This window comes from Kumtagia ephedrae (assembly GCF_003012745.1).
Classification (GTDB): Bacteria; Pseudomonadota; Alphaproteobacteria; order Rhizobiales; family Rhizobiaceae; genus Kumtagia; species Kumtagia ephedrae.
The window spans coordinates 59,868-86,037 of sequence record NZ_PXYK01000012.1; the positions used below are offsets into that span (position 1 = coordinate 59,868).

Sequence of the window (26,170 nt, forward strand, 5' to 3'; positions counted from 1 at the left end):
CGCTCGGCCTCAATCCGCGACGTTCCACTCCTCACGCGAATCGCTGCGCGGATAGACGCCGAGGATGCGCACCTCCTTCGAGAAAAACCGCAATTCGTCGAGCGCGTTCTTCACGCCCGGATCGTCCGGATGGCCTTCGATGTCGGCGTAAAACAGCGTCGCCGTGAAGGCGCCGAGCTGGTAGCTCTCAAGCTTGGTCATGTTGACGCCATTGGTGGCGAAGCCGCCCATCGCCTTGTAGAGCGCGGCCGGCACGTTGCGCACCCGGAAGATGAAGGTCGTCATCATCCTTGCGTCGGGCGACGGCCGTTCGGCCCATTTCTTATCCTTCGTCAGCACGACGAAACGGGTGACGTTGCTGTCGGTGTCCTCGACGTTCTCCTCGATGATGTCGAGGCCGTAGAGGTCGGCCGCGAGCCGCGGCGCCAGAGCCGCCATGCCGCGGTCGCCCATTTCGCCGACCAGCTTGGCTGCGCCCGCCGTATCGCCGGCGACAACAGGCTTCCAGCCGTTCTTGCGGATAAATTTCCGGCACTGGCCGAGCGCGTGGATGTGGCTGTGCACGCTCTTGATTTCCTTGCGGGCGACGCCTGGCAGGACCATCAGCTGGAAATGGATCGGCAGGAAATACTCGGCGATGATGTGCAGCCTCGATTCGGGCAGCAGGTGATGGATGTCGGCGACGCGGCCGGCGATCGTGTTCTCGATCGGAATCATGGCGAGGTCGGCCTTGCCGGTCTCCACGGCGTTGAAGGCGTCCTCGAAAGTCGGGCAGGGCAGCGGCTCCATGTCGGGAACCATGTTGCGGCAGGCGGTGTCGGAATTGGCGCCCGGCTCGCCCTGGAAAGAGATGCGGTTGGTCTTGTCGGCCATCGTCAGGCTTTCCTGCTCAGGATTTCGCGGGCGCGCTCGAGATCCTCGGGCGTGTCGACGCCGAGCGGCACCGAGGCGACCAGCTCGACGTCGATGCGCATACCGGCCTCGAGCGCACGCAACTGCTCCAGTCGCTCGCGCTGCTCCAGCGGGGAAGGCGGCAGCGCCACGAAGCGGGCAAGCGCCGAGCGGCGATAGGCATAGAGGCCGATGTGATGATAGTGCGGGCCTTCGCCCCAGGGCGCGGTGGCGCGGGTGAAGTACAGCGCCCGCAGCCGGCCCCGCGACAGGGGAGAGCCGACGACCTTGACCACGTTCGGATTCGTCCGCTCCTCCTCGCGCGAGATTTCCACGCCGAGCGTGCCGATGTCGACGGCTGGGTCGGCCAGGGGTGCCAGCGCGGCCGCGATCGTCGCCGGCTCGACGGTCGGCAGGTCGCCCTGGACGTTGATGACGGTCTCCACGCGCGCCTCGGGGTCGAGCGCGGACAGCGCCTCGAAGATGCGATCGGAGCCCGACTGATGATCGACGCGCGTCATCACCGCCTCGAAGCCGTTCGCCCGCACCGCCTGGGCGACGGCCTCGGTGTCGGTCGCCACCACGACGCGGCCGAGACCGCTCTCGGCGGCGCGCGCCGCCACATGCACGATCATCGGCAGGCCGGCGATATCGGCGAGCGGTTTTCCCGGCAGGCGTGTGGAAGCCATGCGGGCGGGGATCAGGATGAGTGTGGTCATTTGGCTCGGGCGGGTCGCAAAACAGGGGTTTCGAAAGTGGCAAAACGTCTCATGGGCGGCGCCCTTATAGGAGTTGCAACGACCAAGCAAAAGACCTAGTTTCCGCGCCACCTGACCGGCGGCTCCCGGTCGCGGCACCCTTGCCCGCGGACCGGAAGCGCACGGAGACCAAGGGCGGACTCAGGAGCCAGGAGCGTATGGACTCTTTCGAATTCAACAAGATCGTCGGCGCGCTGCTGGCGGCCGTCTTCGTGATCTTCTCTGTATCCCTGATTTCCGACTCGATTTTTGCCGCTCCCACGCTCGAAAAGCCCGGCTACCACATCGAAGCGACGGAAGAGGCGCCAGCCTCCGGCGGCGGCGAAGCCCCGGCGCAGGAATCGGCCCTGCCGCTGATCGCCGGCGCCAACGTCGAACAGGGCGCGGCCATCTTCAAGAAGTGCATCGCCTGCCACACCGACGACAGCGGCGGCGCCAACAAGGTCGGCCCGAATCTCTGGGGCGTCGTCAACCGCCCGGTCGCCTCGCATGCCGGCTTCTCATATTCGGCGGCCATGAAGGAGTTTGCGCAGGGCGGCTCCGTGGTCTGGGACTACGAGCACCTCGACCATTTCCTGCTGTCGCCGAAGGCCCTGGTCAAAGGCACCGCCATGGGCTTCGCCGGCCTGAAGAAGGTCGAGGAGCGCGCCGCGGTCATCGCCTATCTGCGCACCACGGCCGACAGCCAGGCGCCGCTGCCGGAGGCTTCCGCCGCACCGGCCGCAGAAAACGCATCCGCTCCCGCCGATGCGGCACCGGCGGCCGAAAACGCCGCGCCGAAGCCGGCTGAAGGTGCTGCCCCCGCCGAGGGTGCCGCCCCGGCGGAAGGCGGTGCCGCCGCGCCGGCCGAGAACACGGCTCCGGGCGCTGCCCCGCAGCCGACCGAACCGGCGCCTGCCCCGGCACAATGACAAATTTGTAATCGAAGACTTCATGAAAAAGCCGGGTTCAGCCCGGCTTTTTTGTTATCAAGGAGCCAGCCATGTCGCCGGTCGGTTTTCATCGCGGCTCAGCGGACTAAGTTATTCGGAAAAGACGATCAGGAGGTCTGGATGAAGGGTCTGTCCCGCGCGCAAAAGCTGATCCCGGCGATCGCCGCCCTGTTGATGGCGGTAACGGCGGGCCAAGCCCAGGAATGGCAGACCACCTCATCGCTGACAGGCGAATCCAAATACGGCCAGGATTTCAAGCACTACGACTACGTCAATCCCGACGCGCCCAAGGGCGGCACGCTGAACGCGACGGTGCTCGGCACCTTCGACAGCTTCAACCCCTTCATCGTTCGCGGCACGCCTGCGGCCGGCCTGGGTGCCGGCTTCGGTGGCGGCCTGCTTTACGACACGCTGATGGAGGATGCGACCGATGAACCGAATGTCGGCCATCCGCTGATTGCCGATGCCTTTAAATATCCGGACGACTACTCCTCCGCCACCTACAGGCTCGATCCGCGTGCCAAATGGCACGACGGCCAACCGATCACCGTCGAGGACGTGATCTGGTCGTTCAACGTGCTGAAGGCCAACAGCCCGATGTACAACCGCTACTATGAGAACGTGACCGAGGCCGTAGCGCTCAACGATCGCGAGGTCGAGTTCCGCTTCGACCAGAAGGGCAATCGGGAGCTGCCGAAAATCATCGGCCAGTTGGCTGTACTGCCCAAACACTGGTGGGAGGGCACGGACGCGAGCGGCAAGAAGCGCGACATCACCCAGCCGACGCTGGAGCCGCCGCTCGGTTCCTCCGCCTACAAGATCGCCAGCTTCAGGCCGGGCTCGGAGATCATCTGGGAGCGCGTCAAGGACTATTGGGGGCAGACGCTGCCGGTGAAGGTCGGCCGCGAGAACTTCGACAGACTGCGCTACGTCTATTTCCAGGATGACAACGCCATGTGGCAGGCCTTCACCAAGGGAGGCTTCGAAGACATCCAGATGGAGATGAGCTCACGGCGCTGGGCGACCTTCTACAACTTTCCGGCCTTCGAGGCCGGCGATGTGATCAAGAAGGAGTTCAAGGCGACGGCGCGCGCAAACATGCAAGGCTTTGCCATGAACATGCGCCGGCCGCTGTTCCAGGACCGCAAGGTCCGCGAGGCGCTGACCTATGCGTTCGATTTCGAGACGATGAACAGGACCGTCTTCTTCGGCTTCAACACCCGGGTCAACAGCTATTTCATCGGCAGCGAACTGGCCTCCTCCGGCCTGCCACGAGGCAAGGAGCTCGAAATCCTGGAGCCGTTCAGGGACCAGCTTCCGCCCGAAATGTTCACCCAGGAGTTCAAGCTTCCCGTCTACGAGCAGCCGAAATCCCAACCCGGCGACCGGCCGCAGCCGACTCCCGCGAGTCAGCCCGAGCCCGAGCGCCAACACCTGCGGGATGTCGTCAGGCTGTTCGGCGAAGCCGGCTGGAAAATCCAGAACGGCCGCATGACGAATGAGAAGACCGGCGAGCCGTTCAAGTTCGAAATCCTCGGCAACAGCGAGACGGACGGGGTGATCGCCACGCCCTACATCAACATGCTGCGCAAGGTCGGTATCGAGGCAACGCTGCGCGTCGTCGACACCAGCCAGTACATCAATCGCCTCAACAACTTCGATTTCGACATGGTGACGACGGTTCCGGCTCAGTCGAGTTCCCCCGGCAACGAACAGCGGGACTTCTGGTCGTCCAGGGCAGCCGACACGCCGGGCTCGCGCAACCTGTCCGGCATCAAGAATCCGGTCGTCGATGCGCTGGTCGAAAAGGTGATCTTCGCGACCGACCGCGACGAGCTGGTCGCGGCGACCAACGCGCTCGACCGCGTGCTGCTGTGGAACTTCTACGTGGTACCGCAATATACGCGGGCCGTGACCTGGCTCGCCTACTGGAACAAGTTCGGCATTCCCGAAAAGCAGCCCGACTATATCGGCCCCGACACCAACTCCTGGTGGATCGACACGGAGAAGGAGAAGGCACTGGCGGCGAAGTACAAGGGCGTCAATTGATGCACGCCAACCGTCGCGGGTTCCTCGCCGGAACCGGCGCCGCGCTGGCGGTGCCGCTCCTGCCGCGCAAACTCTTCGCGGTGAGCCTCGCAGGAACGCCGCTGCACGGCCTTTCCGCCTTCGGCGACCTGAAATATGGTCCCGATTTCACGCATTTCGACTATGTGAATCCCGACGCGCCGAAGGGCGGCCTGTTCAGCTTCTCGCCGCCGAACTGGCTTTTCAACCAGAACCCGCAGACCTTCAACACGCTGAACAGTTTTGTGCCACGCGGCGACGCGCCGCCGCGTATGGAGCTGTGCTTCGATTCGCTGATGACTAACAAGTCGACGACGGCGCTTGACGAGCCGGACGCCGTCTACGGGCTGCTTGCCGAAAGCGTGACCATATCGGAGGACCGCAAGAGCTTCGAGTTCGCACTGCGGCCCGAGGCGCGCTTTCACGACGGCTCGCCGCTCACCGCCGAGGATGCGGCCTTCACCTACAAGCTGTTCAAGGAGGATGGACACCCCAGCCTGCTCCTGGTGCTCACCGAGATGACCGAGGCGGTGGCGCTCGACCGGCATCGCCTGAGGCTGAGCTTCTCCGGCAAACACTCGGAGCGCACGATCCTCGACGCGGTGATCTTTCCAATCCTGTCGAAGGCCTACTACACGGCAAACAGTTTCGAGGGCGGCGACCTCAAGCCGCCGCTGGGGTCGGGACCGTACAAGGTCGGCCGCGTTTCAGCTGGGCAGACGATCGAATACGAGCGGGTCGCCGACTATTGGGGCAGGGATCTCCCCGTAAACCGCGGAGCCTATAACTTCGACCGCATCCGCATCGATTTCTACCGCAACAGGCAAGCCGGCTTCGAGGCCTTCAAAAAGGGCGACGTGCTCTACCGGCAGGAATTCACAGCGCGGGTGTGGGCGACCGACTATGATTTTCCGGCAATCGCGCAGAAGCGCGTGATCAGGCGGGAATTTCCGGGCGAGAAGCGGCCGTCCATGCAGGCGGTGGCGATCAACCTACGCCGCGAGCGCTTCCAGGACGTGCGAGTGCGCCGGGCGATCAACATGTGCTTCGACTTCGACTGGACGAAGCGCACCCTGTTCTACGATTCCTACGACCGCTCGCAGTCGAGCTTCGAACGCTCGGACTACAAGGCGGAGGGCATGCCTTCGCCGGAGGAGCTTGCCCTGCTGGAACCCTTGCGCGGGCAGCTTCCGCCCGAGGTGTTCGGCGAGGCCGTCATGCAGCCGGTCTCCAATGCCTCGGGGCGCGACCGCAAGCTGCTCGGCGCCGCCTCGAAGCTGCTCGCCGAGGCCGGTTGGAAGCGTGAGGGCAACGTGCTGGTCAATGCCAGGGGCGAGCGGCTGACCCTCGAGTTCCTCGACGACGACGACAGCCTGCTGCGCATCATCGCCCCCTGGGTCGAGAACCTGAAGGCGATCGGCATCGACGCCTCGATGCGGGTGGTGGATTCGGCGCAGATGCAGGCGCGCCAGGCCGACTTCGATTTCGATCTGGTGATGATGGCGCTGTCATGGGACGGCACGCCAACCGAGGATGGGTTGGCGACAGCGTTCCATTCCCGCTCGGCCAAGCTGGCCAGCTCGCGCAACCTGCCCGGCACCGCGGACCCGGCGGTGGATGCACTGATCGCGGCGGTCGGCCGCGCGACCGACCGGCAGAGCCACATTGTCGCCATGCGGGCGCTCGACCGGGTCTTGCGCGCACGCCAGGACTGGATTCCATGCTGGTATCTGGCGAATCACCGCGCCGCGTTCTGGGACGTGTTCGGCTTCAAGGAGCCGAAGCCGGACTACGGCTTCCCGGCCGAGGCGCTGTGGTGGCACGACAAGGACAAGGCGGCGGCGATTGGCAAGGGGTGAGTTGGATCAAATACGTGGCACACAGGGCCAGTCTCGGGCGGATTGCGTTCTACGTTGCCCCCCTCTGTCCTGTCGGACATCTCCCCCACAAGGGGGGAGATCGGCTGGCCGCTTCGCTTGGCGCTCCTTCTGCAACGCTGAAGGTTGGCTGAAGGAGTGGCGACTGCCAATCTCCCCCCTTGTGGGGGAGATGTCCGGCAGGACAGAGGGGGGCAACGTAGAACGCCATCGTCACGCCAGACTGACGGGAAGCTACTGATGGCCGCCTATATCCTCCGCCGTCTCCTGCTGATGGTACCGACCCTGTTCGGCATCATGGCGATCTCCTTCATCGTGGTGCAGTTCGCGCCGGGCGGCCCGGTCGAGCAGGTCATCGCACGGCTGACCGGCCAGGGCGGCGATGCCATGGACCGCATCTCCGGCGGCGGCGGCGGTGACATGGCGGCCACCAATTTCGACGCCGGCGGCGAGGCATCGTCGCGCTACCGCGGCGCGCAGGGGCTCGACCCCGAGTTCATCGCCAAGCTGGAGCAGCAGTTCGGCTTCGACAAGCCGCCGCTCGAGCGCTTCGGTCTGATGCTGTGGAACTATGCCCGCTTCGATTTCGGCGAGAGCTATTTCCGCAAGATTTCGGTGATCGACCTGATCCTGGAGAAGATGCCGGTCTCGATCTCGCTCGGGCTGTGGCTGACGCTTCTCTCCTATCTCATCTCCATCCCGCTCGGCATCCGCAAGGCGGTGAAGGACGGCTCGGCGTTCGACACCTGGACCAGCGCGGTGGTCATCGTTGGCTACGCCATCCCCGCCTTCCTGTTCGCCATCCTGCTGATGGTGCTGTTCGCCGGCGGGTCGTTCTTCGACTGGTTCCCGCTGCGCAATCTGACCTCCGACAATTTCGACCAGCTGTCCTGGCCGGAGAAGATCGTCGACTATTTCTGGCACCTGACGCTGCCGCTGACGGCGATGGTGCTGTCGGCCTTCGCCACCACGACGCTGCTGACGAAAAACTCCTTCCTCGACGAGATCCGCAAGCAATATGTGGTCACGGCACGCGCCAAGGGCCTGTCGCAGCGGCGCATCCTCTATGGCCACGTCTTCCGCAACGCCATGCTGATCGTGATCGCCGGTTTTCCCGGCGCCTTCATCTCGGCCTTCTTCACCGGCTCGCTGCTGATCGAGAACATCTTCTCGCTCGATGGACTCGGCCTGCTCGGCTACAAATCGCTGCTCGACCGCGACTATCCGGTGGTGTTCGCCAACCTCTACATCTTCTCGCTGATCGGCCTGTTCGTCTCGCTGCTCTCCGACCTCACCTACACATGGATCGACCCGCGCATCGATTTCGAGCGGAGGGACGTCTGATGTCGGACGTGCTCGCCAAGGCGACGGTCGAAGGCGTTCGCCATCAGGTCAAACGGCCACGGCTGTCGCCGCTCAACCGGCGGCGCTGGCAGAACTTCAAGGCCAACCGCCGCGGTTTCTGGTCGCTGTGGATTTTCCTGGTGCTGTTCGTGCTGTCGCTGGTCGCCGAGCTGATCGCCAACGACAAGCCGCTGATCGCCTCCTACAAGGGCGAGATCCTGTTCCCGGTGCTGGTCGACTATCCCGAAGAGATGTTCGGCGGCTTCTACGCGGTCACCGACTACCGCGATCCGGTGATCCAGGACGAGATCAACGCCAATGGCTGGGCGGTCTGGCCGCCGATCCGCTATTCCTACCGCACGGTCAACAACGAGATCGCCGAACCGGCACCCTCGAAGCCATCCTGGATGTATTCGAAGGAAAAACGCTGCGAGCGCTACCCGGCCGGCGTCGAAGACCCGAACTGCACGCTCGGCAACTGGAACTGGCTCGGCACCGACGATCAGGCCCGCGACGTCTTCGCCCGCGTCATCTACGGCTTCCGCATCTCGGTGCTGTTCGGCCTGATCCTGACGTTCGGCTCGGCCGTGATCGGCGTGTCGGCCGGCGCGGTCCAGGGCTATTTCGGCGGCTGGACGGATCTGATCTTCCAGCGCTTCATCGAAATCTGGTCGGCCATCCCGGTGCTCTACCTGCTCCTGATCATCGCCGCGATCCTGCCGCCCGGCTTCTTCATCCTGCTCGGGCTGATGCTGGTGTTCACCTGGGTCGGCTTCGTTGGCGTGGTGCGGGCGGAGTTCCTGCGCGCCCGCAACTTCGAATATGTGAATGCGGCCCGCGCCCTCGGGGTGCCGGACCGCACCATCATGCTCCGCCACCTCCTGCCCAACGCCATGGTGGCGACGCTGACCTTCCTGCCTTTCATCCTCAACGGCTCCATCACCACGCTGACCTCGCTCGACTTCCTCGGCTTCGGCCTGCCGCCAGGCTCGCCGTCGCTGGGCGAACTGCTGAAGCAGGGGCAGCGCAACCTCAACGCACCATGGCTCGGCCTGTCCGGCTTCGTGGTGATTTCGCTGATGCTGTCGCTGCTGATCTTCATCGGCGAAGCCACACGCGACGCCTTCGATCCGCGGAAGACGTTCAGGTGAGACAAGCGGCATGGTATAAGGTCGTCGGTCTTCTACAGCGCAGACCGCGACGCTATGGCAGCGGTCCTCGAGAGTTGGAATTCGTTCCGTGAACAAGATCGTACTCGAACATTATCCGGCTTCAAAATTGCCCCAGGAGTTGCGTGAAGGAATAGACCTTGCGGCAACGGTGAAGATTACCGTCGAAGAAGAAGCCGTTCGAAAACCGATGAACCGGGAAGAACTCCGAAATTCGCTGCTGACTGCTCGTGCCAAGGCGAAAGGCGTAACGCTCGAAGAGGCCGTCGCTCGCGTGCGCGAATTGCGGGACGAGTGGGACGATTGATGGAAATCATCAAGCGTCTCTACCTGGACACGAACATACTTATCGCGCTCGGCGAAGGCACGGACGATATCTCCAACCTTCTTTACTCTCTGGTCGACAGCCAAGCTCCTGACGAGCAACCATTTCTTTGCACTTCCGAATTGAGTTTGGCGGAACTGCTTGTCAGGCCATATCGCGAGCAGGATGAAACGCTAATCCAACTCTACGACAATTGGATTCAACGGCAAAATCCTTGGGTTCAGGTCGGTCCCGTCGATCATCAAACTCTGTGGTACTCGGCCGTCCTGCGGGCCTCCTACCGATCGCTCAAACTGCCTGATGCAATCCATTTGGCCACAGCGATCGGTTTCGAGTGCAGCCATTTCCTCACTGCCGACACCCGAATCCAGAACAGAGTCGAACTCTTTCATGAGCGAAGGGGCATCCGCCGTGGTCCCGCCGTTCTGGATGTTGTGCGACCGGACGCCGGCACGCTGAAAGCTATACTCGAAAGTCGGATTCCAAGTTGACCGCCCCCCTCCTCTCCGTCCGCGATCTCTCCGTCACCTTCACGCAGGGGGGGCGGACGACGACTGCCGTCGACCGCATCTCCTTCGACATCGCCAAGGGCGAGACGGTGGCGCTGGTCGGCGAATCCGGTTCCGGCAAGTCGGTCTCGGCGCTGTCGGTGCTTAAGCTCCTGCCCTATCCGCCCGCCGCCCATCCGGGCGGGCAGATCCTGTTCCAGGGCGACGACCTGCTCGTCAAGGACGAGCAGGCGCTGCGAAAGGTGCGCGGCAACAAGATCACCATGATCTTCCAGGAACCGATGACCTCGCTCAATCCGCTGCACACGATCGAGCAGCAGATCGTCGAGGTGCTGTCGCTGCACCAGGGCATGGGCGACAGGCAGGCGCGGGCGCGCACGCTGGAGCTGTTCCACGAGGTCGGCATACGCGATCCGGAAAAGCGTCTCGGCGCCTATCCGCACCAGCTTTCCGGCGGCCAGCGCCAGCGTGTGATGATCGCCATGGCGCTGGCCAACGAGCCGGAGCTGCTGATCGCCGACGAGCCGACCACGGCACTCGACGTCACGGTGCAGGCGCAGATCCTGGAGCTGCTGGCCCAGCTCAAGCAAAAGAACGGCATGTCGATGCTGTTCATCACCCACGACCTCGGCATCGTGCGCAAGATCGCCGACCGGGTCTGCGTGATGACGAAAGGCAAGATCGTCGAGACCGGCCCGACCGCGGAGATCTTCGCCAATCCGCAACATGACTACACGCGCCACCTGCTGGCGGCCGAGCCCAAGGGCCGACCGCCGGCAGCCGACGCGGACGCAAAGACGGTGATGGCGGGCAAGGACGTAAAGGTCTGGTTCCCGATCAAGGAGGGGTTCTTCCGGCGCACCGTGGACCACGTGAAGGCGGTCGACGGCATCGACGTCACGGTGCGCGCCGGCCAGACGGTGGGGGTGGTCGGCGAATCCGGATCGGGCAAGACGACGCTGGGGCTGGCGCTCTGCCGCATGATCTCCTCGCAGGGTCGCATCCGCTTCCAGGAGCGCGACATCGACGCGATGACCTTCGCCGAGATGCGGCCTTTACGCCGCGAGTTGCAGATCGTCTTCCAGGATCCCTTCGGCTCGCTCAGCCCGCGCATGTCGGTGGCCGAGATCATCGCCGAGGGTCTGCTGATTCACGAGCCCGGGCTTTCCGCCGATGCCCGGGACGAACGTGTGGTCGCCGTGCTGAAGGAAGTCGGCCTCGACGCGGAAACCCGCTTCCGCTACCCGCACGAATTTTCCGGCGGGCAGCGGCAGCGCATCGCGATCGCCCGGGCCATGGTGCTCAACCCGAAATTCGTGATGCTGGACGAGCCGACATCGGCCCTCGACATGAGCGTGCAGGCGCAGGTGGTCGATCTCCTGCGGGCATTGCAGGCCAAGCACGATCTCGCCTATCTGTTCATCAGCCACGATCTGAAGGTGGTGCGCGCGCTCGCCAACGAGGTCATCGTCATGCGCAACGGTCGAGTGGTCGAGCACGGCCCGGCCAGCCAGCTCTTCGAGCGACCGCAGACTGACTACACCCGGGCGCTGATCTCGGCCGCCTTTCGTATCGAGACGGCCAAGGCGGACGTCGTCAGCGAGTAGCCGACCGTCGGCCGCCGCGGGCCTCGCGAAATGGTCGACCTCAGAACTCGCGGCCGAGCCTGGCGTCGACCGAATGCCGGTTGCCGCCGCGGATGGCGAAGAAGATGAAGATCGCCGCCCACAGGATCGACTTTTCGGCGCCGGAATAGCCTTCCGCCCGGACGATCCAGTGAACGTAGACGGTCACCAGCAGCACGATGGTGGCGGCGACCGACGCCGGCCGGGTGAGCAGGCCGAGCGCGATGAGGATGCCGCCGAAGAATTCGGCAGCGGCAAGCAGCGGCGACCAGAAGACACCCGGATAGAAGCCGAGGCTCTCGACCATCCCGGCCGCGCCGAAAGGGTTGACGATCTTCGGCACGCCATGGGTGACCAGCGCCAGACCAGCGACGACGCGCAGCAGCGTCTCGGCACCATCGTGCAGGCTGCCATAGAGGCGGCCGAGGGCAGGAATGATCAGGCGGCGGCGTGTCGGTAGGCTGGCGTCCGTCATCGGGTTCTCCGAATTTGCTGCGTTGCAGCAGAACGCGTAGGGGAGATCGCCGGTCAACTCAATCGAGCTGACAAAAAGTTGATCCTATAGAGAAGGTTTCCGTCACCGAGTCGCGATCTTGCCGCTCGACATGCGGCACCTTCCGTCAGCCGTCCCGCCCAGCGGCACAGGCAGGCGGAGGTGAAGGATCAAACAAAGAGTCAAAATCAGGAATCCCTGCCATGCGATGGCCCCGAGGTGCGGGCCGTTGTGGCGAGCGCGGCGATGGCCTGCCGGATGGTCTCGCGCGTGAACGGCTTTTCGACGACCGGCCTGCTCGCCCGTTCGAGGAAATGCGCCGCCGACAGGCCGAGCGTATCTCCGGTGACGAAGACGAAGCGGTCGGCAGCGGCGGGCACCGTCTCCCGCGCCCAGTCGTACAGAGCGGGGCCGTCGGTGTTCGGCATTCTGAGGTCACAGAAGATCGCGTCGAACGGAGTCGCCGCCATGGCATGCTTGGCGTGGGCACCATCCCCTACGACGGTGACCGAAAAGCCTTCCGTCTCCAGGAACAGCCCGACCATCTCGGCGACGTCGGGCTCGTCGTCGACGACGAGCGCGGTGCGGCCGATGCCGCCTTTCGTAATCTGCGGCTCGCGCCGGTCCGGCTGGCTGCCGGCGCAGGGCTCGACCGGCAGTCGCAGGCGGAAATGCGCGCCCGCCGGACCGTCGAGAAGCTCCAGCCGGCCGTTGTGGGCCTGCACGACGCCCAGCGAAAACGCCAGCCCGATCCCGGTTCCCACGCCCTGCGGCTTGGTGGTGAAGAACGGATCGAATATCCGGCTGCGGACTTCCGCCGAAACGCCGGGCCCGTTGTCCGACACGAGGATCTCGATCTCGCCGCCGATCATCGCCGTGGCGATCTCGATGTGGCGCGGCTCGGGAATCTCCTGCAGCGCCTGCTGCGCATTGATGATCAGGTTGAGCAGCACCTGGTGCAGCTGATCGGGATCGACTTCGAGCAGCGGCAGGTCGTCGGAGAGCCGCGTGTCGACCTCGACGCCGGCCGTGCGCAGGCCGTAGCTCGCTATGTCGAGCGCGGCGCGGATCAACTCGTTGACGTCGACGCTGCGGCGCTCGGGATGGCGTTCCCGCGCCATTGCGAGGAAGGTCTTGACGATGCGGGCGCAGCGTTCCGCCGCGCGCTTGATCTTGCCGGCCCGGTCGGCATGGGCCGTGCCCGCCAGCTGCTCCTCCAGCATGGCCGCCTGCGCGAACACGACCGCCAGCGGATTGTTGAGCTCGTGCGAGACGCCGGCAAGCAGCGACCCCAGCGCATTCAACCGTTCGCTCTGAGCGAGCGCCTCGCGCGAGCGCGCCAGTTCGGCTTCCGCCGCCTTCCTCGCGGTGAGGTCGAGAATGCTGCCGACGATCACCAGCCGACCGTCCATCTCGACATGGCGCCAGCTAAGCGAAACCGGGAAAACCGATCCGTCGAGCCTGCAAAAATGCGCTTCCACGCCGTCGACGCGCGCCACCTCGCGCGACATGGCGTTGATGCGGCGATAGTCCTCGCGGGTCGCGAACCAGCGATGTTGCAGGAACCGGTCCTCGTCTCCCGGGCCGACCCCCATCATCTCGCGAAAGGCCGGGTTGGCGACGATCAGCTGGTTGGCCTCATCGATGAAGACGACCGGAACCGGATGGTGGTGGGTCACGGCGCGGAAGCGTTTTTCGCTCTCCGCCAGCCGCTCCGCCGAGCGCTTGAGTTCGGTGATGTCGATATCGAAGCCGCCGATGCGCGCCTGCTGCTGGTCTTCCCACTGGACGGGAAAGCGTACCACCAGGCTCCAGGCATAGTCCGTCGCCTGGCTCAGGAATTCCTCGACGGCGATCGCCTGTCCCGCTTCCAGAACGCGGCGGTCGTTCTCCGCGATCATCGCGGCTTCCTCGTGCCCGAATATATCCACGGCCGAAAGCCCGATCGCTTCTTCGGCCGGCCGCCCGAACACCTTTCCCATTTCGGGATTGGCGATCAGGTAGCGGCCGTCGACATCCTTGAGGTACATGCCGATGGGCGCATGCCGCATGAACGCCTCCAGCCGCGCCTGGCTGCCGAGCAGCGCGGCGTCCCTGGCGTGGCGCGCTGAGAGATCGCGCAGGGTCGCGACGAAGAAGCGCCGGCTGCCGCTGCGCGCCTCCGTGATCGCAAGCTCCACCGGAAACTCGCTGCCGTCGGCGCGCACCGCGATCTGTTCTGAACGCTGCCCGAGCAGGCGTGGGACGCCTTCCGCCAAAAAGGCGTTGCGACCAATGGGATGCGCGTCGCGCAGGCGCGGCGGGACGATGAGGTCGTAGATCGTGGCGCCGATGGCAACGGCGCGGCGACAGCCGAATGTCGTCTCCGCCGCCGCGTTGAATTCGATGACGCGGCCGGTCTCGTCGGTGACGACGATGCAGTCCAGCGACGAACGGATCGCCGCAGCCAGGATCGCGTCGGCGGAGGCGGCCGTGGCGTCAGCCTGTTCCACGCGAGGCTTTTCTTCGAAAGGTCTCACATGCCGACCTTTGTATTGCAAACGCCGCTCTATCCCGATGGCGTCACATCAATGTTCGCCTTCAGTTGGCGAACGTCCCGAAATATCATCAATTAGCACCGGAAGGCCGCGGACTGAACTACTAAAGCTTCTGCGCATGAAAGCGAAATCGCGCGCCACGCCGCGAAGAACAGCCGCAGACGAGGAGCGGTCGACGGGGCTGCCGTGCCTCGCCCTCAGACCCTATCGCGTGTCCACCGCTCCGGGAACGGACAACGTCTGCAGCGAGCTGGGATCCTTGCCGCCGATCCAGCCGAGAACGGAGCGGGCGAGTTCCTCGCCGGCGAGGCGGAAATCCTCGTTGACCACCAGCAGTTCCGGCCGGAACAGATGCAGCAGGTCCGAAGACTGCTTCGACACCACGTCCACGTCGCGGCCGAGTTTCAGCCCGGCATCCTCGATGCCGGCGACGATCGCCAGCGTCGCCGCCGCGGCGCTGCTGACGAAACCGTCCGGACGGTCGCTCCGGCGCATGATCTGCGTGGTACGGCCGCGGATATGCTCGAGCGTGTGATCGATCGACACCGCGTTGAAGGACACTTCGGTAGCACCGACCTCGTTCAGCGCGTCGGCGAAGCCGTCGACGGTGTGGGCGTAGTAGGTCAGGCCGGTGGGCGGTGCCAGCAGGGCCAGTCGGCGCCGGCCCATCGCGGCCAGTTGGCGCACAGCGATCTGGGCGAAGGCGTAATTGTCGAAGTCGTGAAACGGGTGCACAAGGCCCATGTCGGTGCGCCCATGCGTGGCGAAGGGCATGCCGTGCTCGAGCAGGTAGCGGGCGCGCGGATCGTTGGGCTGGGTGCGCGAGATGATGACACCGTCCGCCGACCCGGTTTCCACGACGTAGCGCACCGGCTCAAGCGGGTCCCGCGAGCGGGAATAGGGCGTGACGATGAGGTGGTAGGGCGTGTCGGCGATCACTTCGGAGATTCCGTAGATGATGTCCGACACGAAGCTCATGATCTGCTGGTCGGTGTCCAGCACTAGGCTGATGACATTGGTCTTGCCGGTGCGCAGGCGAACGCCGGCCCGGTTCGGCCGGTAGCCGATCTGACGGGCGACGAGCTGTACCCGCCGCTTCGTCTCCTCCCCGATGTCGGGAGCGTCCTTCAGTGCCCGCGACACGGTGGTGACGCCGAGCCCGGTCATGAAGGCGATCGTCTTCAGCGTCGGCCGCGGGGCCTCCACCGTTCGCTCGCTCATCTGCCCCTCTCTGCCCGTGCCCCGCATGGCGTCCGCCTATCAGGCCCACGGTTCCACGGCAATTGCGGCCTGCGGCAAATGCTGCCGGCGGTCGATATCGCCCGGATAATCTGAAACGTTGCAGATTTCAATGCTGCATTCACGTATGGGGCAAAAGGCGGCCGCTGTGGGCCAGGAAAACGCACCATTGTAAACGCCCGGTTTGGGCCGTTTCGGCATTCCCGTGCACTTGTGCATCGCAATACAGATGTTTTGCACCGCAACGATCCGATTGCAGGAGATCATAATTTCGGGCGTCGAAAAAACTTGGCGTGTCAGCCAGAAGTCGGGTTGCGTGCTCCTGACAAATCCAATACAGAAAAATCTGTAACGTTTCAGTTTCAGGGAGGAATACCGATGCGTTATCGATTTTCGCGTGCCGTGCTCGCTGCCGGCGTAGCGTTCCTAGCAACCGTACCGGCTCACGCGACCGATCTCGAAGTCACCCATTGGTGGACCTCGGGCGGCGAAGCGGCTGCCGTCGCCGAATTCGCCAAGGCCTTCGACGCAACCGGCAACAAATGGGTCGACGGTGCCATCGCCGGTTCCGGCGACACCGCCCGGCCGGTCATGATCAGCCGCATCACCGGCGGCGATCCGATGGGCGCTACACAGTTCAACCACGGCCGCCAGGCCGAGGAACTGGTCCAGGAAGGCCTGATGCGCGACTTCACCGAACTCGCCGCCAAGGAGAACTGGACCGGATTGATCAACCCGCCGACGCTGCTGCAGAACTGCACGCTCGACGGCAAGATCTACTGCGTGCCGGTCAACATCCACTCCTGGCAGTGGATCTGGCTGTCCAACAAGGCGTTCGCCGATGCCGGCGTGCCGGTGCCGAAGAACTGGGACGAGTTCGTCGCTGCCGGTCCGGCGCTCGAAAAGGCGGGCAAGATTCCGCTGGCGATGGGCAAGCAAGCCTGGCAGCAGTCCGGCGCGCTCAACGTGCTGATGGCGGCGATCGTCGGACCGGAAACCTTCCTCAAGGTCTACAAGGACAAGAGCGCCGACGTGGCCGGAGGTCCCGAGATCGCAAAAGTGTTCAAGGCTGCCGACGACGCGCGCAAGCTGGCCGCGAAGTCGAACGTGCAGAACTGGAACGAGGCGACCGCCATGGTCATCGGCGGCCAGGCCGGCGGGCAGATCATGGGCGACTGGGCGCAGGGCGAGTTCCAGGTGGCCGGCCAGGTGGCGGGCAAGGATTATACCTGCCTGCCCGGCCTCGGCCTCAATGCCGTCATCGCCACCGGCGGCGACGCCTTCTACTTCCCCAAGCTCGACGATCCGGAAAAGTCGAAGGCGCAGGAGGCGCTGGCTTCGGTGCTGATGTCCAAGGAAGCGCAGGTCGCCTTCAACCTCAAGAAGGGCTCGCTGCCGGTGCGCGGCGACGTCGATCTGACGACGGCCAATGACTGCATGAAGAAAGGCCTCGAGATCCTCGCCGCCGGCAAGACCATGCAGTGGACCGACGAACTGATCAGCCCGGACACGACCCAGCAGATGAACGACCTCATGTCCGAGTTCTTCAGCACGCCGAGCCTGACGGCCGAAGCCGCCCAGGCGCGCTTTGCCGAGATCATCGGCGCCGCCGACTGAGGCGGCTTCCGCGGCGCCGGCCCACTGCGGCCGGCGTCTCCGGCCATTCCATCCCGAGGGAAGCTGATGGCAGACCGGACCCGTCCCAGCGGGCTTTTCAAGAACGTCAACGCTAAGATCGCCTCGATCCCGATGATCCTGACGGCGCTTTGCGTGTTCCTCGGCGGCACGCTTTGGACGGTCGTCTATTCGTTCACGGATTCGAAGCTGCTGCCGCGCCTGCGCTTTGTCGGCCTCGATCAGTACGAACGGCTGTGGTCGGCGCCGCGCTGGCTGGTGTCGATCGAGAACCTGGCCGTCTACGGCGTCCTGTCGCTGATTCTCAGCCTGGTGATCGGCTTCGTCCTCGCCGCCCTGCTCGACCAGAAGATCCGCTTCGAGAACACGTTCCGGACGATCTTTCTTTATCCGTTCGCGCTCAGCTTCGTCGTCACCGGGCTGGTCTGGCAGTGGATTCTCAATCCGCAGTTCGGCATCCAGCACATCGTGAGGAGCCTCGGCTTCGAGAGCTTCACTTTCGATCCGCTCTATAACGCCGACATCGTCATGTACGGCATCCTGATCGCCGGCCTGTGGCAGGGGACCGGGCTGGTCATGTGCCTGATGCTTGCCGGCCTGCGCGGCATAGACGAGGACATCTGGAAGGCCGCGCGCGTGGACGGCATCCCGATGTGGAAGACCTATCTCTTCATCGTCATCCCGATGATGCGGCCGGTCTTCATCACCACGCTCGTCATCATCACCTCGGGCATCGTCAAGCTCTACGACCTGGTGGTCGCGCAGACCGGCGGCGGACCCGGCAACGCCTCGGAGGTTCCCGCCAAATACGTCTATGAGTTCATGTTCCGGGCCCAGAACCTCGGCCAGGGCTTCGCCGCCTCGACGATGATGCTGCTCAGCGTCGCCATCATCATCATCCCGTGGGCCTATCTCGAATTCGGAGGCAAGCGCCGTGGCTAGTCCTGCCGTCTTCGCGTCCTCGGCCGGAGTGGAGCCGCACGGCCCCCGCCCCCGCCGCGCCATCTCGCGCCGCAACGTCATCGTCTACGGCACGCTGCTCGTCGTGGCGATCTACTACCTGCTGCCGCTCTATGTGATGGTGGTCACCTCGCTCAAGGGCATGCCGGAAATCCGGCTCGGCAACATCTTCTCGCCGCCCGTCGAAATCACCTTCGAGCCCTGGGTCAAGGCGTGGGCGACGGCCTGCACCGGGCTGAATTGCGACGGCCTTTCCCGCGGCTTCTGGAATTCGGTGCGCATCACCGTACCGTCGGTGATCATCTCGATCGCCATCGCCTCGGTGAACGGCTACGCGCTGGCCAACTGGCGCTTCAAGGGCTCGGAGACGTTCTTCGCCATCCTGATCTTCGGCGCCTTCATCCCCTACCAGGTGATGCTCTATCCCATCGTCATCATCCTGCGCGAGATCGGTCTCTATGGCAGCCTCTGGGGCCTCGTCATCGTGCATTGCATCTTCGGCATGCCGATCCTGACCCTGCTCTTCCGCAACTACTTCACCTCGGTCCCGGAGGAGCTGTTCAAGGCCGCGCGCGTCGATGGCGCCGGGTTCTGGGGCATCTATCTCAAGATCATGCTGCCGATGTCGCTGCCGATCTTCGTGGTGGCGCTGATCATCCAGATCACCGGCATCTGGAACGACTTCCTGTTCGGCGTCGTCTACACGCGCCCCGATACCTATCCGATGACGGTCCAGCTCAACAACATCGTCAATTCCGTCCAGGGCGTGAAGGAGTACAACGTCAACATGGCAGCGACCCTGCTCACCGGCCTCGTGCCGCTGGTCATCTACTTCATCTCCGGAAAGCTGTTCGTGCGCGGCATCGCCGCCGGCGCGGTGAAGGGCTGAGCATGACGAGCGTCCTGGTCAAAGACGTCTCGCTCAACTTCGGCGCCGTCGAGGTGCTGAAATCCCTCAATCTCGACGTGACCGAAGGCGAGTTCATCGTGCTGCTCGGGCCGTCGGGCTGCGGCAAGTCGACCCTGCTCAACTGCATCGCCGGGCTGCTCGACGTGTCGGCCGGGCAGATTTTCATCAACGGCAAGAACGTCACCTGGGAGGAGCCGAAGGACCGCGGCATCGGCATGGTGTTCCAGTCCTACGCCCTCTACCCGCAGATGTCGGTGGAGGGGAATCTCTCCTTCGGCCTTAAGAATGCCGGCCTGCCGAAGGACGAGATCGCCAGGCGCATCGCCCGCGCCGCCTCCATCCTGCAGATCGAGCCGCTGCTCAAGCGCCGGCCGGCGGCGCTGTCGGGCGGCCAGCGCCAGCGCGTGGCGATCGGCCGGGCGCTGGTGCGCGACGTCGACGTCTTCCTGTTCGACGAGCCGCTCAGCAACCTCGACGCAAAGCTGCGCTCGGAGCTGAGGGTCGAGATCAAGCGGCTGCACCAGAAGCTCGGCAACACCATGATCTACGTCACCCACGACCAGATCGAGGCGATGACGCTGGCCGACCGCATCGCGGTGATGAAGGGCGGGCTGATCCAGCAGCTCGACGCGCCGCAGGCGATCTACGGCAAGCCGGTCAACCGCTTCGTCGCCGGCTTCATCGGCTCGCCCGGCATGAATTTCCTGGAAGGCCGGCTGGAGCCGCGCGACGGCCAGCCGCGCTTCGTCGCCGACGGGCTGGATATCCCGCTCGCGACCTACGCCTTCGACGCGGCCGGCTTCCGCCCCGGCCCGGCGGTGTTCGGCATGCGGCCCGAGCATGTCGGCCTCAACAGCGGCACCGGCTGGCCGTTCTCCTCCGCCACGACGGTCGAGGTGGTCGAGCCGATGGGCTCCGACACGCTAGTATGGGCCAGGCTTGCCAGCCAGAATTTTACCGTGCGCGTCTCCTCCGAGCGTGCGCCGACCGTCGGCGATCAGATCGTGATCGGCTTCGATCCGCTGCGCGCCTCGCTCTTCGACGCCGATACCGGCGTCCGCCTCTGACACCCTTCGACAGCAATGGGAATGTTCCGATGACCTGGTCCTTCCAACTCTACAGCGCCCGCAACTTCCAGCCCTGGTCGGACGTATTGAAGACGCTCGGCGAACTCGGCTACAAGCAGGTCGAGGGTTTCGGTGGCGTCTATGCCGAGCCGTCGGCCTTCCGCGCCGATCTCGACAGGAACGGTCTTGCCATGCCGAGCGGGCATTTCCCGATCGACATGCTGGAGACCGATTTCGGCATGGCGGAGACGATCGCCAGGACGCTCGGCATGAAGCTGATCGCCTGCCCCTATCTGCAGGCGCCCGATCGGCCGGCTGACGCCGAAGGCTGGCGCGGCTTCGGCAAGCGGCTGGCGGCGGTTGCCAAGCGGGCTGAGGACGCCGGCTTGGCCTTCGCCTGGCACAATCACGACTTCGAGTTCCAGCCGCTTGCCGACGGCTCGACCCCGCAGGACCGGATTTTCGAGGGCGCGCCCGATCTCGGCTGGGAGATCGACGTTGCCTGGGTGATCCGCGGCGGCGCCGACCCGTTGAAATGGATCGGCGAGCATGGCCAGCGCATCGTCGCCGTGCACGTCAAGGACATCGCCCCGGCCGGCGAGAACGCCGACGAGGACGGCTGGTCGGATGTCGGCCACGGCACGGTGGACTGGAAAGGCCTGCTGGCGACGCTGAAGGCCAGGACGCCGGCAAAATATTACATCATGGAACAGGACAACCCGAACGACTTCCGGCGCTTCGCCAGCCGGTCGATCGCGGCGGTCAGCAGTTTTTGAGGGACACGCATATGGCAAAAAAGCTTGGAGTGGGGGTGATCGGCTGCGGCAACATCTCCGCGGCCTATTTCTCGCTCGCGCCGCTCTTCCGCGGCTTCACCATGAAGGCCTGCGCCGACATCAACATGGACGTGGCCAAGGCGCGCGCCAAGGAGTTCAAGGTGCGCGCCGAGACGGTGGAGGACCTGCTCAAGGCCGATGACATCGACATCGTCGTCAACCTGACGGTGCCGGCGGTCCACTACGCGGTATCGAAGGAGATCCTTGACGCCGGCAAGCACGTCTATTCCGAAAAGCCGTTCGTGCTGACCGTCAAGGAGGGTACCGACCTCAAGACGCGCGCCGAGAAGAAGAAGCTGCGCATCGGCTCGGCGCCGGACACCTTCCTCGGCGGCGCGCACCAGCTCGCCCGCGATATCATCGACAGCGGCAAGGTCGGCAGGATCACCAGCGGTACCGCCTTCGTGATGAGCCACGGCATGGAGCACTGGCACCCGAACCCGGACTTCTTCTTCCAGCCCGGCGCCGGCCCGGTGCTCGACGTCGGCCCCTACTACGTCACCAACCTGATCCAGCTCATCGGCCCGGTGAAACGCGTCGCCGCCATCTCCTCGACGCCCTCGCCGGAGCGCACCATCACCTCGAAGCCGCGCTTCGGCGAGAAGATCAAGGTGACGACGCCGACGACCATCCATGCCCTCGCGGAATTCGAGAATGGCGCGGTGGTGACGCTGAATTCCAGTTGGGACGTATGGAACCACAGCCACAAGCCGATGGAACTCTATGGCGAGGAAGGCACCATCCATGTGCCCGATCCCAACTTCTTCGGCGGCCAGGTCACCTTCACCAGGCAGGCCTCGGCGATCAAGAAGATGCCGAAATGGGAGCATCCGCTCGGCGTGCCCAACCAGAAGCATTCGATCGGCATGATGGCCAACTATCGCACCGTCGGCCTCGCCGACATGGCCATCGCCATTGCCGAAGGCCGGCCGCACCGCTGCTCGATGGAGCTGGCGCTGCACGCCGTCGAGGTGATGACCGGCATCCTCAAGGCCGGCGAGACCGGAAAATTCGTGGAGATGACGACGACCTGCGAGCGACCCGCGGCGCTCGGACCGAAGGCGGCGAAGGCATTGCTGGCGAAGAAGAAGTAAGGGAGGATTTCTGAAGCGATTTGTCCGGCCACGCTTTTTCGCCAGGGTGCGTCCTTCGAGGCTCGCCCGCCGTGGCCGGTAGACGCATTCGAGGATCGTCCGGGCTCGCACCTGAGGTGCGAGCCCGCGGGGCGGAGGCTTTTGGGGGCCGAAATATCGAAGGGCGAGCCTCGACGGACGCACCGCAAGCAGGATCCGGCGGCGCATAACGCCCTTGGCTCAATCGAACCCATGCCGGCGGACCTTGCCTTCGCCACAAATATCGGTCACAGGCGCGTTCACTAGGATAGCCCGCCGTTTCGCGGGATGCGTGGCGCTTGACGATCTCGTCGCGCCCGACGCTGTGAAAGTAAGAGCAATGACGATGACGCAGGCCGGCGTGAAAGCGCCGGAAAGCCCCTGGCGCGGCGAAGCGCGCGCGATGCTGTCGCTGGCCTGGCCGATGATCCTGACCAATCTCGGCCAGACGGCGATGAACGCCACCGACGTGATGATGATGGGGCGGCTCGGCCCGCAGGCGCTGGCAGCCGGCGCGCTCGGCTCCAATCTCTATTTCATGCCGCTGATCTTCGGGCTCGGCCTGATCCTGGCGACGTCGCCGATGATCGCCACCGAGCTCGGCCGCAAGCGCCACTCGGTGCGCGACGTGCGCCGCACCGTGCGGCAGGGGCTGTGGCTGGCCGGGCTCGTATCGATCCCGATCTGGCTGTTCCTGTGGAACACGGAAGCCATGCTCGTCTGGATGGGGCAGGACCCGGCGCTGGCGGAGCTGGCCGGCCAATACATGGTCTGGCTGCAATGGGCGGTGCTGCCCTTCTACGGCTACATCGTGCTGCGCTCCTTCATCTCGGCGCTGGAGCGGCCGGGCTGGGCGCTGGTCATCGTCTTCGCGGCGGTCGCCTTCAACGTGCTCGCCAACTGGTGCCTGATGTTCGGCAATCTCGGCTTCCCGACGATGGGCATCGCCGGCGCGGGAGCGGCGACGACGCTGTCGAGCCTGCTGATGTTTCTGGGCATGGCGGCGGTGGTGACGATCGAGCGGCGGTTCCGCCGCTACCGGCTGTTCGGCCGCTTCTGGCGGGCCGACTGGCCGCGCTTCATGGCGCTGCTCAAGCTCGGTCTGCCGATCGGCGGCATCCTCGCCTTCGAGGTGACCATCTTCAACGCGGCGGCACTGCTGATGGGGCTGATCTCGTCGGCCGCTCTCGCCGCCCATGCCATCGCCATCCAGCTCGCCTCGATCTCCTTCATGGTGCCGCTCGGGCTGAGCCAGGCGGTTACGGTGCGCGTCGGCCTCGCCTTCGGCGCGCGCGATCCCGACGGCATCGGCCGCGCCGGCTGGACCGCCTTCGTCATGGGCGTCGGCTTTATGGCGCTGATGGCGTTGATCATGGTCACCGTCCCGCGCCCGCTGATCGGCGCCTTCATCGATGCCGGCGACCCGGGCAATGCGGAGGTGGTGGCACTCGCGGTCACCTTCCTCGCCTTCGCGGCGCTGTTCCAGGTAGCCGACGGCGCCCAGGCGGTCGGCGCCGGCATGCTGCGCGGCCTGCACGACACCAAGGTGCCGATGCTGTTCGCGGCGCTCGGCTATTGGGGCATCGGCCTGCCGCTCGGCGTGCTGCTCGCCTTCCCGCTCGGGTTCGCCGGCACCGGCATCTGGGTCGGGCTGTGCGTCGGCCTGGCCGTGGTCGCGGTGCTGCTGCTGTCGCGCTGGCTGCGGCGCGAAAGGCTTGGGCTGGCGGATGAGCAAAGGGCGTTCGGGTAGGGTTTTCCCGGCGCCAAGCCGCACGATACCGGCTCCTGCCCTCATCTCCCTGCCGGGACCTTCTCCCCGTAGAACGGCAGGACAATCACATATGGCGGCGAGAAATTCGGCCGCCCCGTACCCCCACCCCTGACCCCTCCCCACAAGGGGGAGGGGGACTTTGCGGCCGCCATGCCACGCGAAACAGTTGACGACAGGTGCATGGCGGAAGTGCAAGCCGGTCCCCTCCCCCTTGTGGGGAGGGGTTAGGGGTGGGGGTAGTGCCATGGCCATTGCCCTGCGTAGAACGGGGGAATGCGCTATCCGCCCATCGCGCCGAGCAGTTTTCGGATGTCGCCGAAGCGGCCGATCAGTCCGAAGACGATCGCCGCGATGGCCACGAAGAAGATCGACACGGCCGCCATGGTCGGCGTGTAGCCGTAGCGCAACGCGTTGAAGATCTTGATCGGCAGCGTCTCGACGGTGAAGCCGACGGTCATGTAGGCGACGATATATTCGTTGAGCGACAGCACGAAGGCGAAGGCGTAGCCCGAGACCAGGTAGGGCAGGATCAGCGGCAGCACGACGGTTCTCAGCACCGTGCGGTCGTCGGCGCCCATCGTGGAGGCGGCCTCGACCAGCGCGCGGTCGATCGAGGCGAAACCCAGCGACAGCGTCACCAGCGGCAGGGTGACGAAGAAGATGCCGTGGCTGATCGCCGCCGTCCAAGGCTGGCCGTAGAGGCCGCTGGTGGCCCAGAAGGTCAGCAGCCCGAGCGCGGTGATGACCGGCGGCAGGATGAAGGGCGCGACGCCGAGAAGCTGGAAGATGTTGGCCCACGGCGCGATGCGGCGCCACAGGAACCAGGCGAGCGGCAGCGCGATGGCAACCGCGATCGCCGCAGCGCTGACGGCAAGCAGCAGCGACGAGATCAGCGCCCGCCGCCATTCCGGGTCGGCGAAAATCTGTCCGTACCAGGAAAGCGAGAAGCCGACCGGCGGGAAGGTGAGGTCCTGCTTCTCGTTGACGGAGACGCCCGCCACGACGATCAGCGGCAGGGCCATGAACAGGGCGACGGCGAAGAAGCCGAGCCGGCGCAGGATGGTCCCGGTCATAGCGCGTTCTCCCTGCGCCCCGCGAGCAGCGTCAGGCCGACCAGCGCCAGCGAGATCAGCACCAGGAACACCGCCATCGCCGCGGCGAACGGCATGTTCGACTGGTAGATCGCCTGGTCGGTGATGTGCACCGACAGCGTCCAGTGCTGCGGCCGGCCGAGCAGCTGCGGCAACAGGTACGAGCCGAGCGCGAAGACGAACACCATGATGAGTGTGGCCACCACCGTGTTGCGCAGCGCCGGCAGCACCACGTTGAGGAAGGCGCGCACCGGCGAGGAGCCGAGCGTGCGCGCCGCCTCGGTGAGCGTCGGGTCGAGCCGCACGAGGGCGGGGTAGAGCACCAGGATGGTGTAGGGCAGCGCCTGGTAGACCATGCCGGTGAGCACCACGCCGAAGGAGGGCAGCAGCGCCACGGGTTTGTCCATCAGCCCCAGCCAGACGGCGAGGTTGGTGATACCGGCGGTGCGCGAGAACAGCGTCGACCAGGCGAAGCCGATGATGACCTCCGACAGCGACAGCACCGAGAGCAGGCAGACCAGCCAGATGGTCTGCACCTTGCGCGACTGTTTCGTCAGCAGATAGGTGAAGGGGAAGGCGACGACGACGCAGACGATCGCCACCAGCACCGCCAGCATCAGCGAGAAGCCGAGGATGTTGGCGAAAAACAGCGACAGGAAGCGGGCGTAGTTGTCGAACACGAAATCCGGCTTGTAGAAGCCGGCCGGGTCACGCCGGAAGAAGCTGACGGCGATCATCGTCGAGAAGGGGATGACGAAGAAGACGATCAGCATCACCGCCGGGAAGAAAAGCGGCGTGTAGTCTGCGAGGGTTTTTGGGGGCTCGCGTTTCATGGCAGGCGCTCCGAACGGAAGATACCCCCACCCCTAACCTCTTCCTCTCGAGGCCGCGCAATCGCATATGAAAACACCCCCACCCCTAACCCCTCCCCACAAGGGGGAGGGGAACTGGCCAGCATTTCCGCCAGGCGCCAATCGTCGACCGTTTCGCATGGAGCAGCAGCAAAGTCCCCCTCCCCCTTG

The 26,170-nt window shown here is 64.9% G+C and carries 22 protein-coding genes; 15 read left to right on the forward strand and 7 right to left on the reverse strand.

The window, feature by feature from the left end:
• Positions 1 to 9: 9 nt before the first annotated feature.
• Both C7I84_RS13775 and C7I84_RS13780 read right to left on the reverse strand, forming a co-directional pair.
• Positions 10 to 873 carry a prephenate dehydratase gene (locus C7I84_RS13775; RefSeq protein WP_106772773.1) on the reverse strand — a complete coding sequence of 288 codons (864 nt, stop codon included), beginning with the start codon at positions 871 to 873 and terminating at the stop codon, positions 10 to 12.
• A gap of 2 nt (positions 874 to 875) precedes the next feature.
• Positions 876 to 1,610, reverse strand: coding sequence for a 3-deoxy-manno-octulosonate cytidylyltransferase (locus C7I84_RS13780; protein WP_106772774.1), 735 nt, complete (start codon positions 1,608 to 1,610; stop codon positions 876 to 878).
• Positions 1,611 to 1,807: 197 nt separating this feature from the next.
• On the opposite strand from C7I84_RS13780, the gene C7I84_RS13785 reads away from it, so the two are divergent.
• The 8 genes from C7I84_RS13785 to C7I84_RS13820 all read left to right on the forward strand — a co-directional run bounded on the left by C7I84_RS13785 (position 1,808) and on the right by C7I84_RS13820 (position 11,479).
• The gene (locus tag C7I84_RS13785; RefSeq protein WP_106772775.1) at positions 1,808 to 2,560 is read left to right on the forward strand and encodes a c-type cytochrome; all 753 of its coding nucleotides are present in this window, start codon (positions 1,808 to 1,810) and stop codon (positions 2,558 to 2,560) included.
• A gap of 141 nt (positions 2,561 to 2,701) precedes the next feature.
• Positions 2,702 to 4,630: an extracellular solute-binding protein gene (locus tag C7I84_RS13790; RefSeq protein ID WP_106772776.1), complete on the forward strand. Its 1,929-nt coding sequence runs from the start codon at positions 2,702 to 2,704 to the stop codon at positions 4,628 to 4,630.
• Positions 4,630 to 6,507 (forward strand): extracellular solute-binding protein, encoded by a 1,878-nt coding sequence (locus tag C7I84_RS13795; protein WP_106772777.1) that lies wholly within the window; start codon positions 4,630 to 4,632, stop codon positions 6,505 to 6,507. The genes C7I84_RS13790 and C7I84_RS13795 overlap by 1 nt, the downstream gene beginning before the upstream one ends.
• Positions 6,508 to 6,765: 258 nt before the next feature.
• The gene (locus C7I84_RS13805; protein ID WP_106772778.1) at positions 6,766 to 7,869 is read left to right on the forward strand and encodes a microcin C ABC transporter permease YejB; all 1,104 of its coding nucleotides are present in this window, start codon (positions 6,766 to 6,768) and stop codon (positions 7,867 to 7,869) included.
• Positions 7,869 to 9,020, forward strand: a complete 1,152-nt coding sequence (locus C7I84_RS13810) for an ABC transporter permease (protein ID WP_106772779.1) — start codon at positions 7,869 to 7,871, stop codon at positions 9,018 to 9,020. The genes C7I84_RS13805 and C7I84_RS13810 overlap by 1 nt, the downstream gene beginning before the upstream one ends.
• A gap of 88 nt (positions 9,021 to 9,108) precedes the next feature.
• Complete coding sequence (locus C7I84_RS29690) at positions 9,109 to 9,345, forward strand: hypothetical protein (protein WP_133170094.1); 237 nt, start codon at positions 9,109 to 9,111, stop codon at positions 9,343 to 9,345.
• Positions 9,345 to 9,854, forward strand: coding sequence for a type II toxin-antitoxin system VapC family toxin (locus C7I84_RS13815; protein WP_106772780.1), 510 nt, complete (start codon positions 9,345 to 9,347; stop codon positions 9,852 to 9,854). The genes C7I84_RS29690 and C7I84_RS13815 overlap by 1 nt, the downstream gene beginning before the upstream one ends.
• Positions 9,851 to 11,479 (forward strand): ABC transporter ATP-binding protein, encoded by a 1,629-nt coding sequence (locus C7I84_RS13820; protein WP_106772781.1) that lies wholly within the window; start codon positions 9,851 to 9,853, stop codon positions 11,477 to 11,479. Before C7I84_RS13815 ends, C7I84_RS13820 begins: the two co-directional genes overlap by 4 nt.
• 40 nt (positions 11,480 to 11,519) lie before the next feature.
• On the opposite strand, the gene C7I84_RS13825 is transcribed toward C7I84_RS13820, so the two are convergent.
• The 3 genes from C7I84_RS13825 to C7I84_RS13835 form a co-directional block, all read right to left on the reverse strand.
• Positions 11,520 to 11,972, reverse strand: coding sequence for a DoxX family protein (locus C7I84_RS13825; RefSeq protein ID WP_106772782.1), 453 nt, complete (start codon positions 11,970 to 11,972; stop codon positions 11,520 to 11,522).
• Between the two features lie 206 nt (positions 11,973 to 12,178).
• Positions 12,179 to 14,482: a hybrid sensor histidine kinase/response regulator gene (locus C7I84_RS13830; RefSeq protein WP_133170095.1), complete on the reverse strand. Its 2,304-nt coding sequence runs from the start codon at positions 14,480 to 14,482 to the stop codon at positions 12,179 to 12,181.
• Positions 14,483 to 14,731: 249 nt separating this feature from the next.
• Complete coding sequence (locus C7I84_RS13835; protein WP_106772784.1) at positions 14,732 to 15,748, reverse strand: LacI family transcriptional regulator; 1,017 nt, start codon at positions 15,746 to 15,748, stop codon at positions 14,732 to 14,734.
• Between the two features lie 396 nt (positions 15,749 to 16,144).
• Between C7I84_RS13835 and C7I84_RS13840 the strand changes: the two genes are divergently transcribed.
• From C7I84_RS13840 to C7I84_RS13870, 7 genes are all read left to right on the forward strand, one after another.
• The gene (locus tag C7I84_RS13840) at positions 16,145 to 17,383 is read left to right on the forward strand and encodes an ABC transporter substrate-binding protein (protein WP_106772785.1); all 1,239 of its coding nucleotides are present in this window, start codon (positions 16,145 to 16,147) and stop codon (positions 17,381 to 17,383) included.
• 66 nt (positions 17,384 to 17,449) lie between these two features.
• Positions 17,450 to 18,343, forward strand: coding sequence for a carbohydrate ABC transporter permease (locus C7I84_RS13845; protein WP_106772786.1), 894 nt, complete (start codon positions 17,450 to 17,452; stop codon positions 18,341 to 18,343).
• Entirely contained in the window at positions 18,336 to 19,250 is a 915-nt protein-coding gene (locus tag C7I84_RS13850) for a carbohydrate ABC transporter permease (RefSeq protein WP_245428435.1), read from the forward strand. Before C7I84_RS13845 ends, C7I84_RS13850 begins: the two co-directional genes overlap by 8 nt.
• 2 nt (positions 19,251 to 19,252) lie before the next feature.
• Positions 19,253 to 20,338 (forward strand): ABC transporter ATP-binding protein, encoded by a 1,086-nt coding sequence (locus tag C7I84_RS13855; protein WP_106772788.1) that lies wholly within the window; start codon positions 19,253 to 19,255, stop codon positions 20,336 to 20,338.
• A gap of 29 nt (positions 20,339 to 20,367) precedes the next feature.
• Complete coding sequence (locus tag C7I84_RS13860) at positions 20,368 to 21,114, forward strand: sugar phosphate isomerase/epimerase family protein (protein WP_106772789.1); 747 nt, start codon at positions 20,368 to 20,370, stop codon at positions 21,112 to 21,114.
• A gap of 11 nt (positions 21,115 to 21,125) precedes the next feature.
• A complete protein-coding gene (locus tag C7I84_RS13865) occupies positions 21,126 to 22,268 on the forward strand; it encodes a Gfo/Idh/MocA family protein (RefSeq protein WP_106772790.1) in 1,143 nt (380 codons plus the stop codon).
• Positions 22,269 to 22,632: 364 nt separating this feature from the next.
• Positions 22,633 to 24,036 (forward strand): MATE family efflux transporter, encoded by a 1,404-nt coding sequence (locus C7I84_RS13870; protein WP_425351343.1) that lies wholly within the window; start codon positions 22,633 to 22,635, stop codon positions 24,034 to 24,036.
• 299 nt (positions 24,037 to 24,335) lie between these two features.
• Here C7I84_RS13870 and C7I84_RS13875 read toward each other — a convergent pair whose 3' ends face one another.
• Both C7I84_RS13875 and C7I84_RS13880 read right to left on the reverse strand, forming a co-directional pair.
• Positions 24,336 to 25,130, reverse strand: a complete 795-nt coding sequence (locus C7I84_RS13875) for an ABC transporter permease (RefSeq protein WP_106772792.1) — start codon at positions 25,128 to 25,130, stop codon at positions 24,336 to 24,338.
• Entirely contained in the window at positions 25,127 to 25,981 is an 855-nt protein-coding gene (locus C7I84_RS13880; protein ID WP_106772793.1) for an ABC transporter permease, read from the reverse strand. Before C7I84_RS13880 ends, C7I84_RS13875 begins: the two co-directional genes overlap by 4 nt.
• Positions 25,982 to 26,170 lie beyond the last annotated feature (189 nt).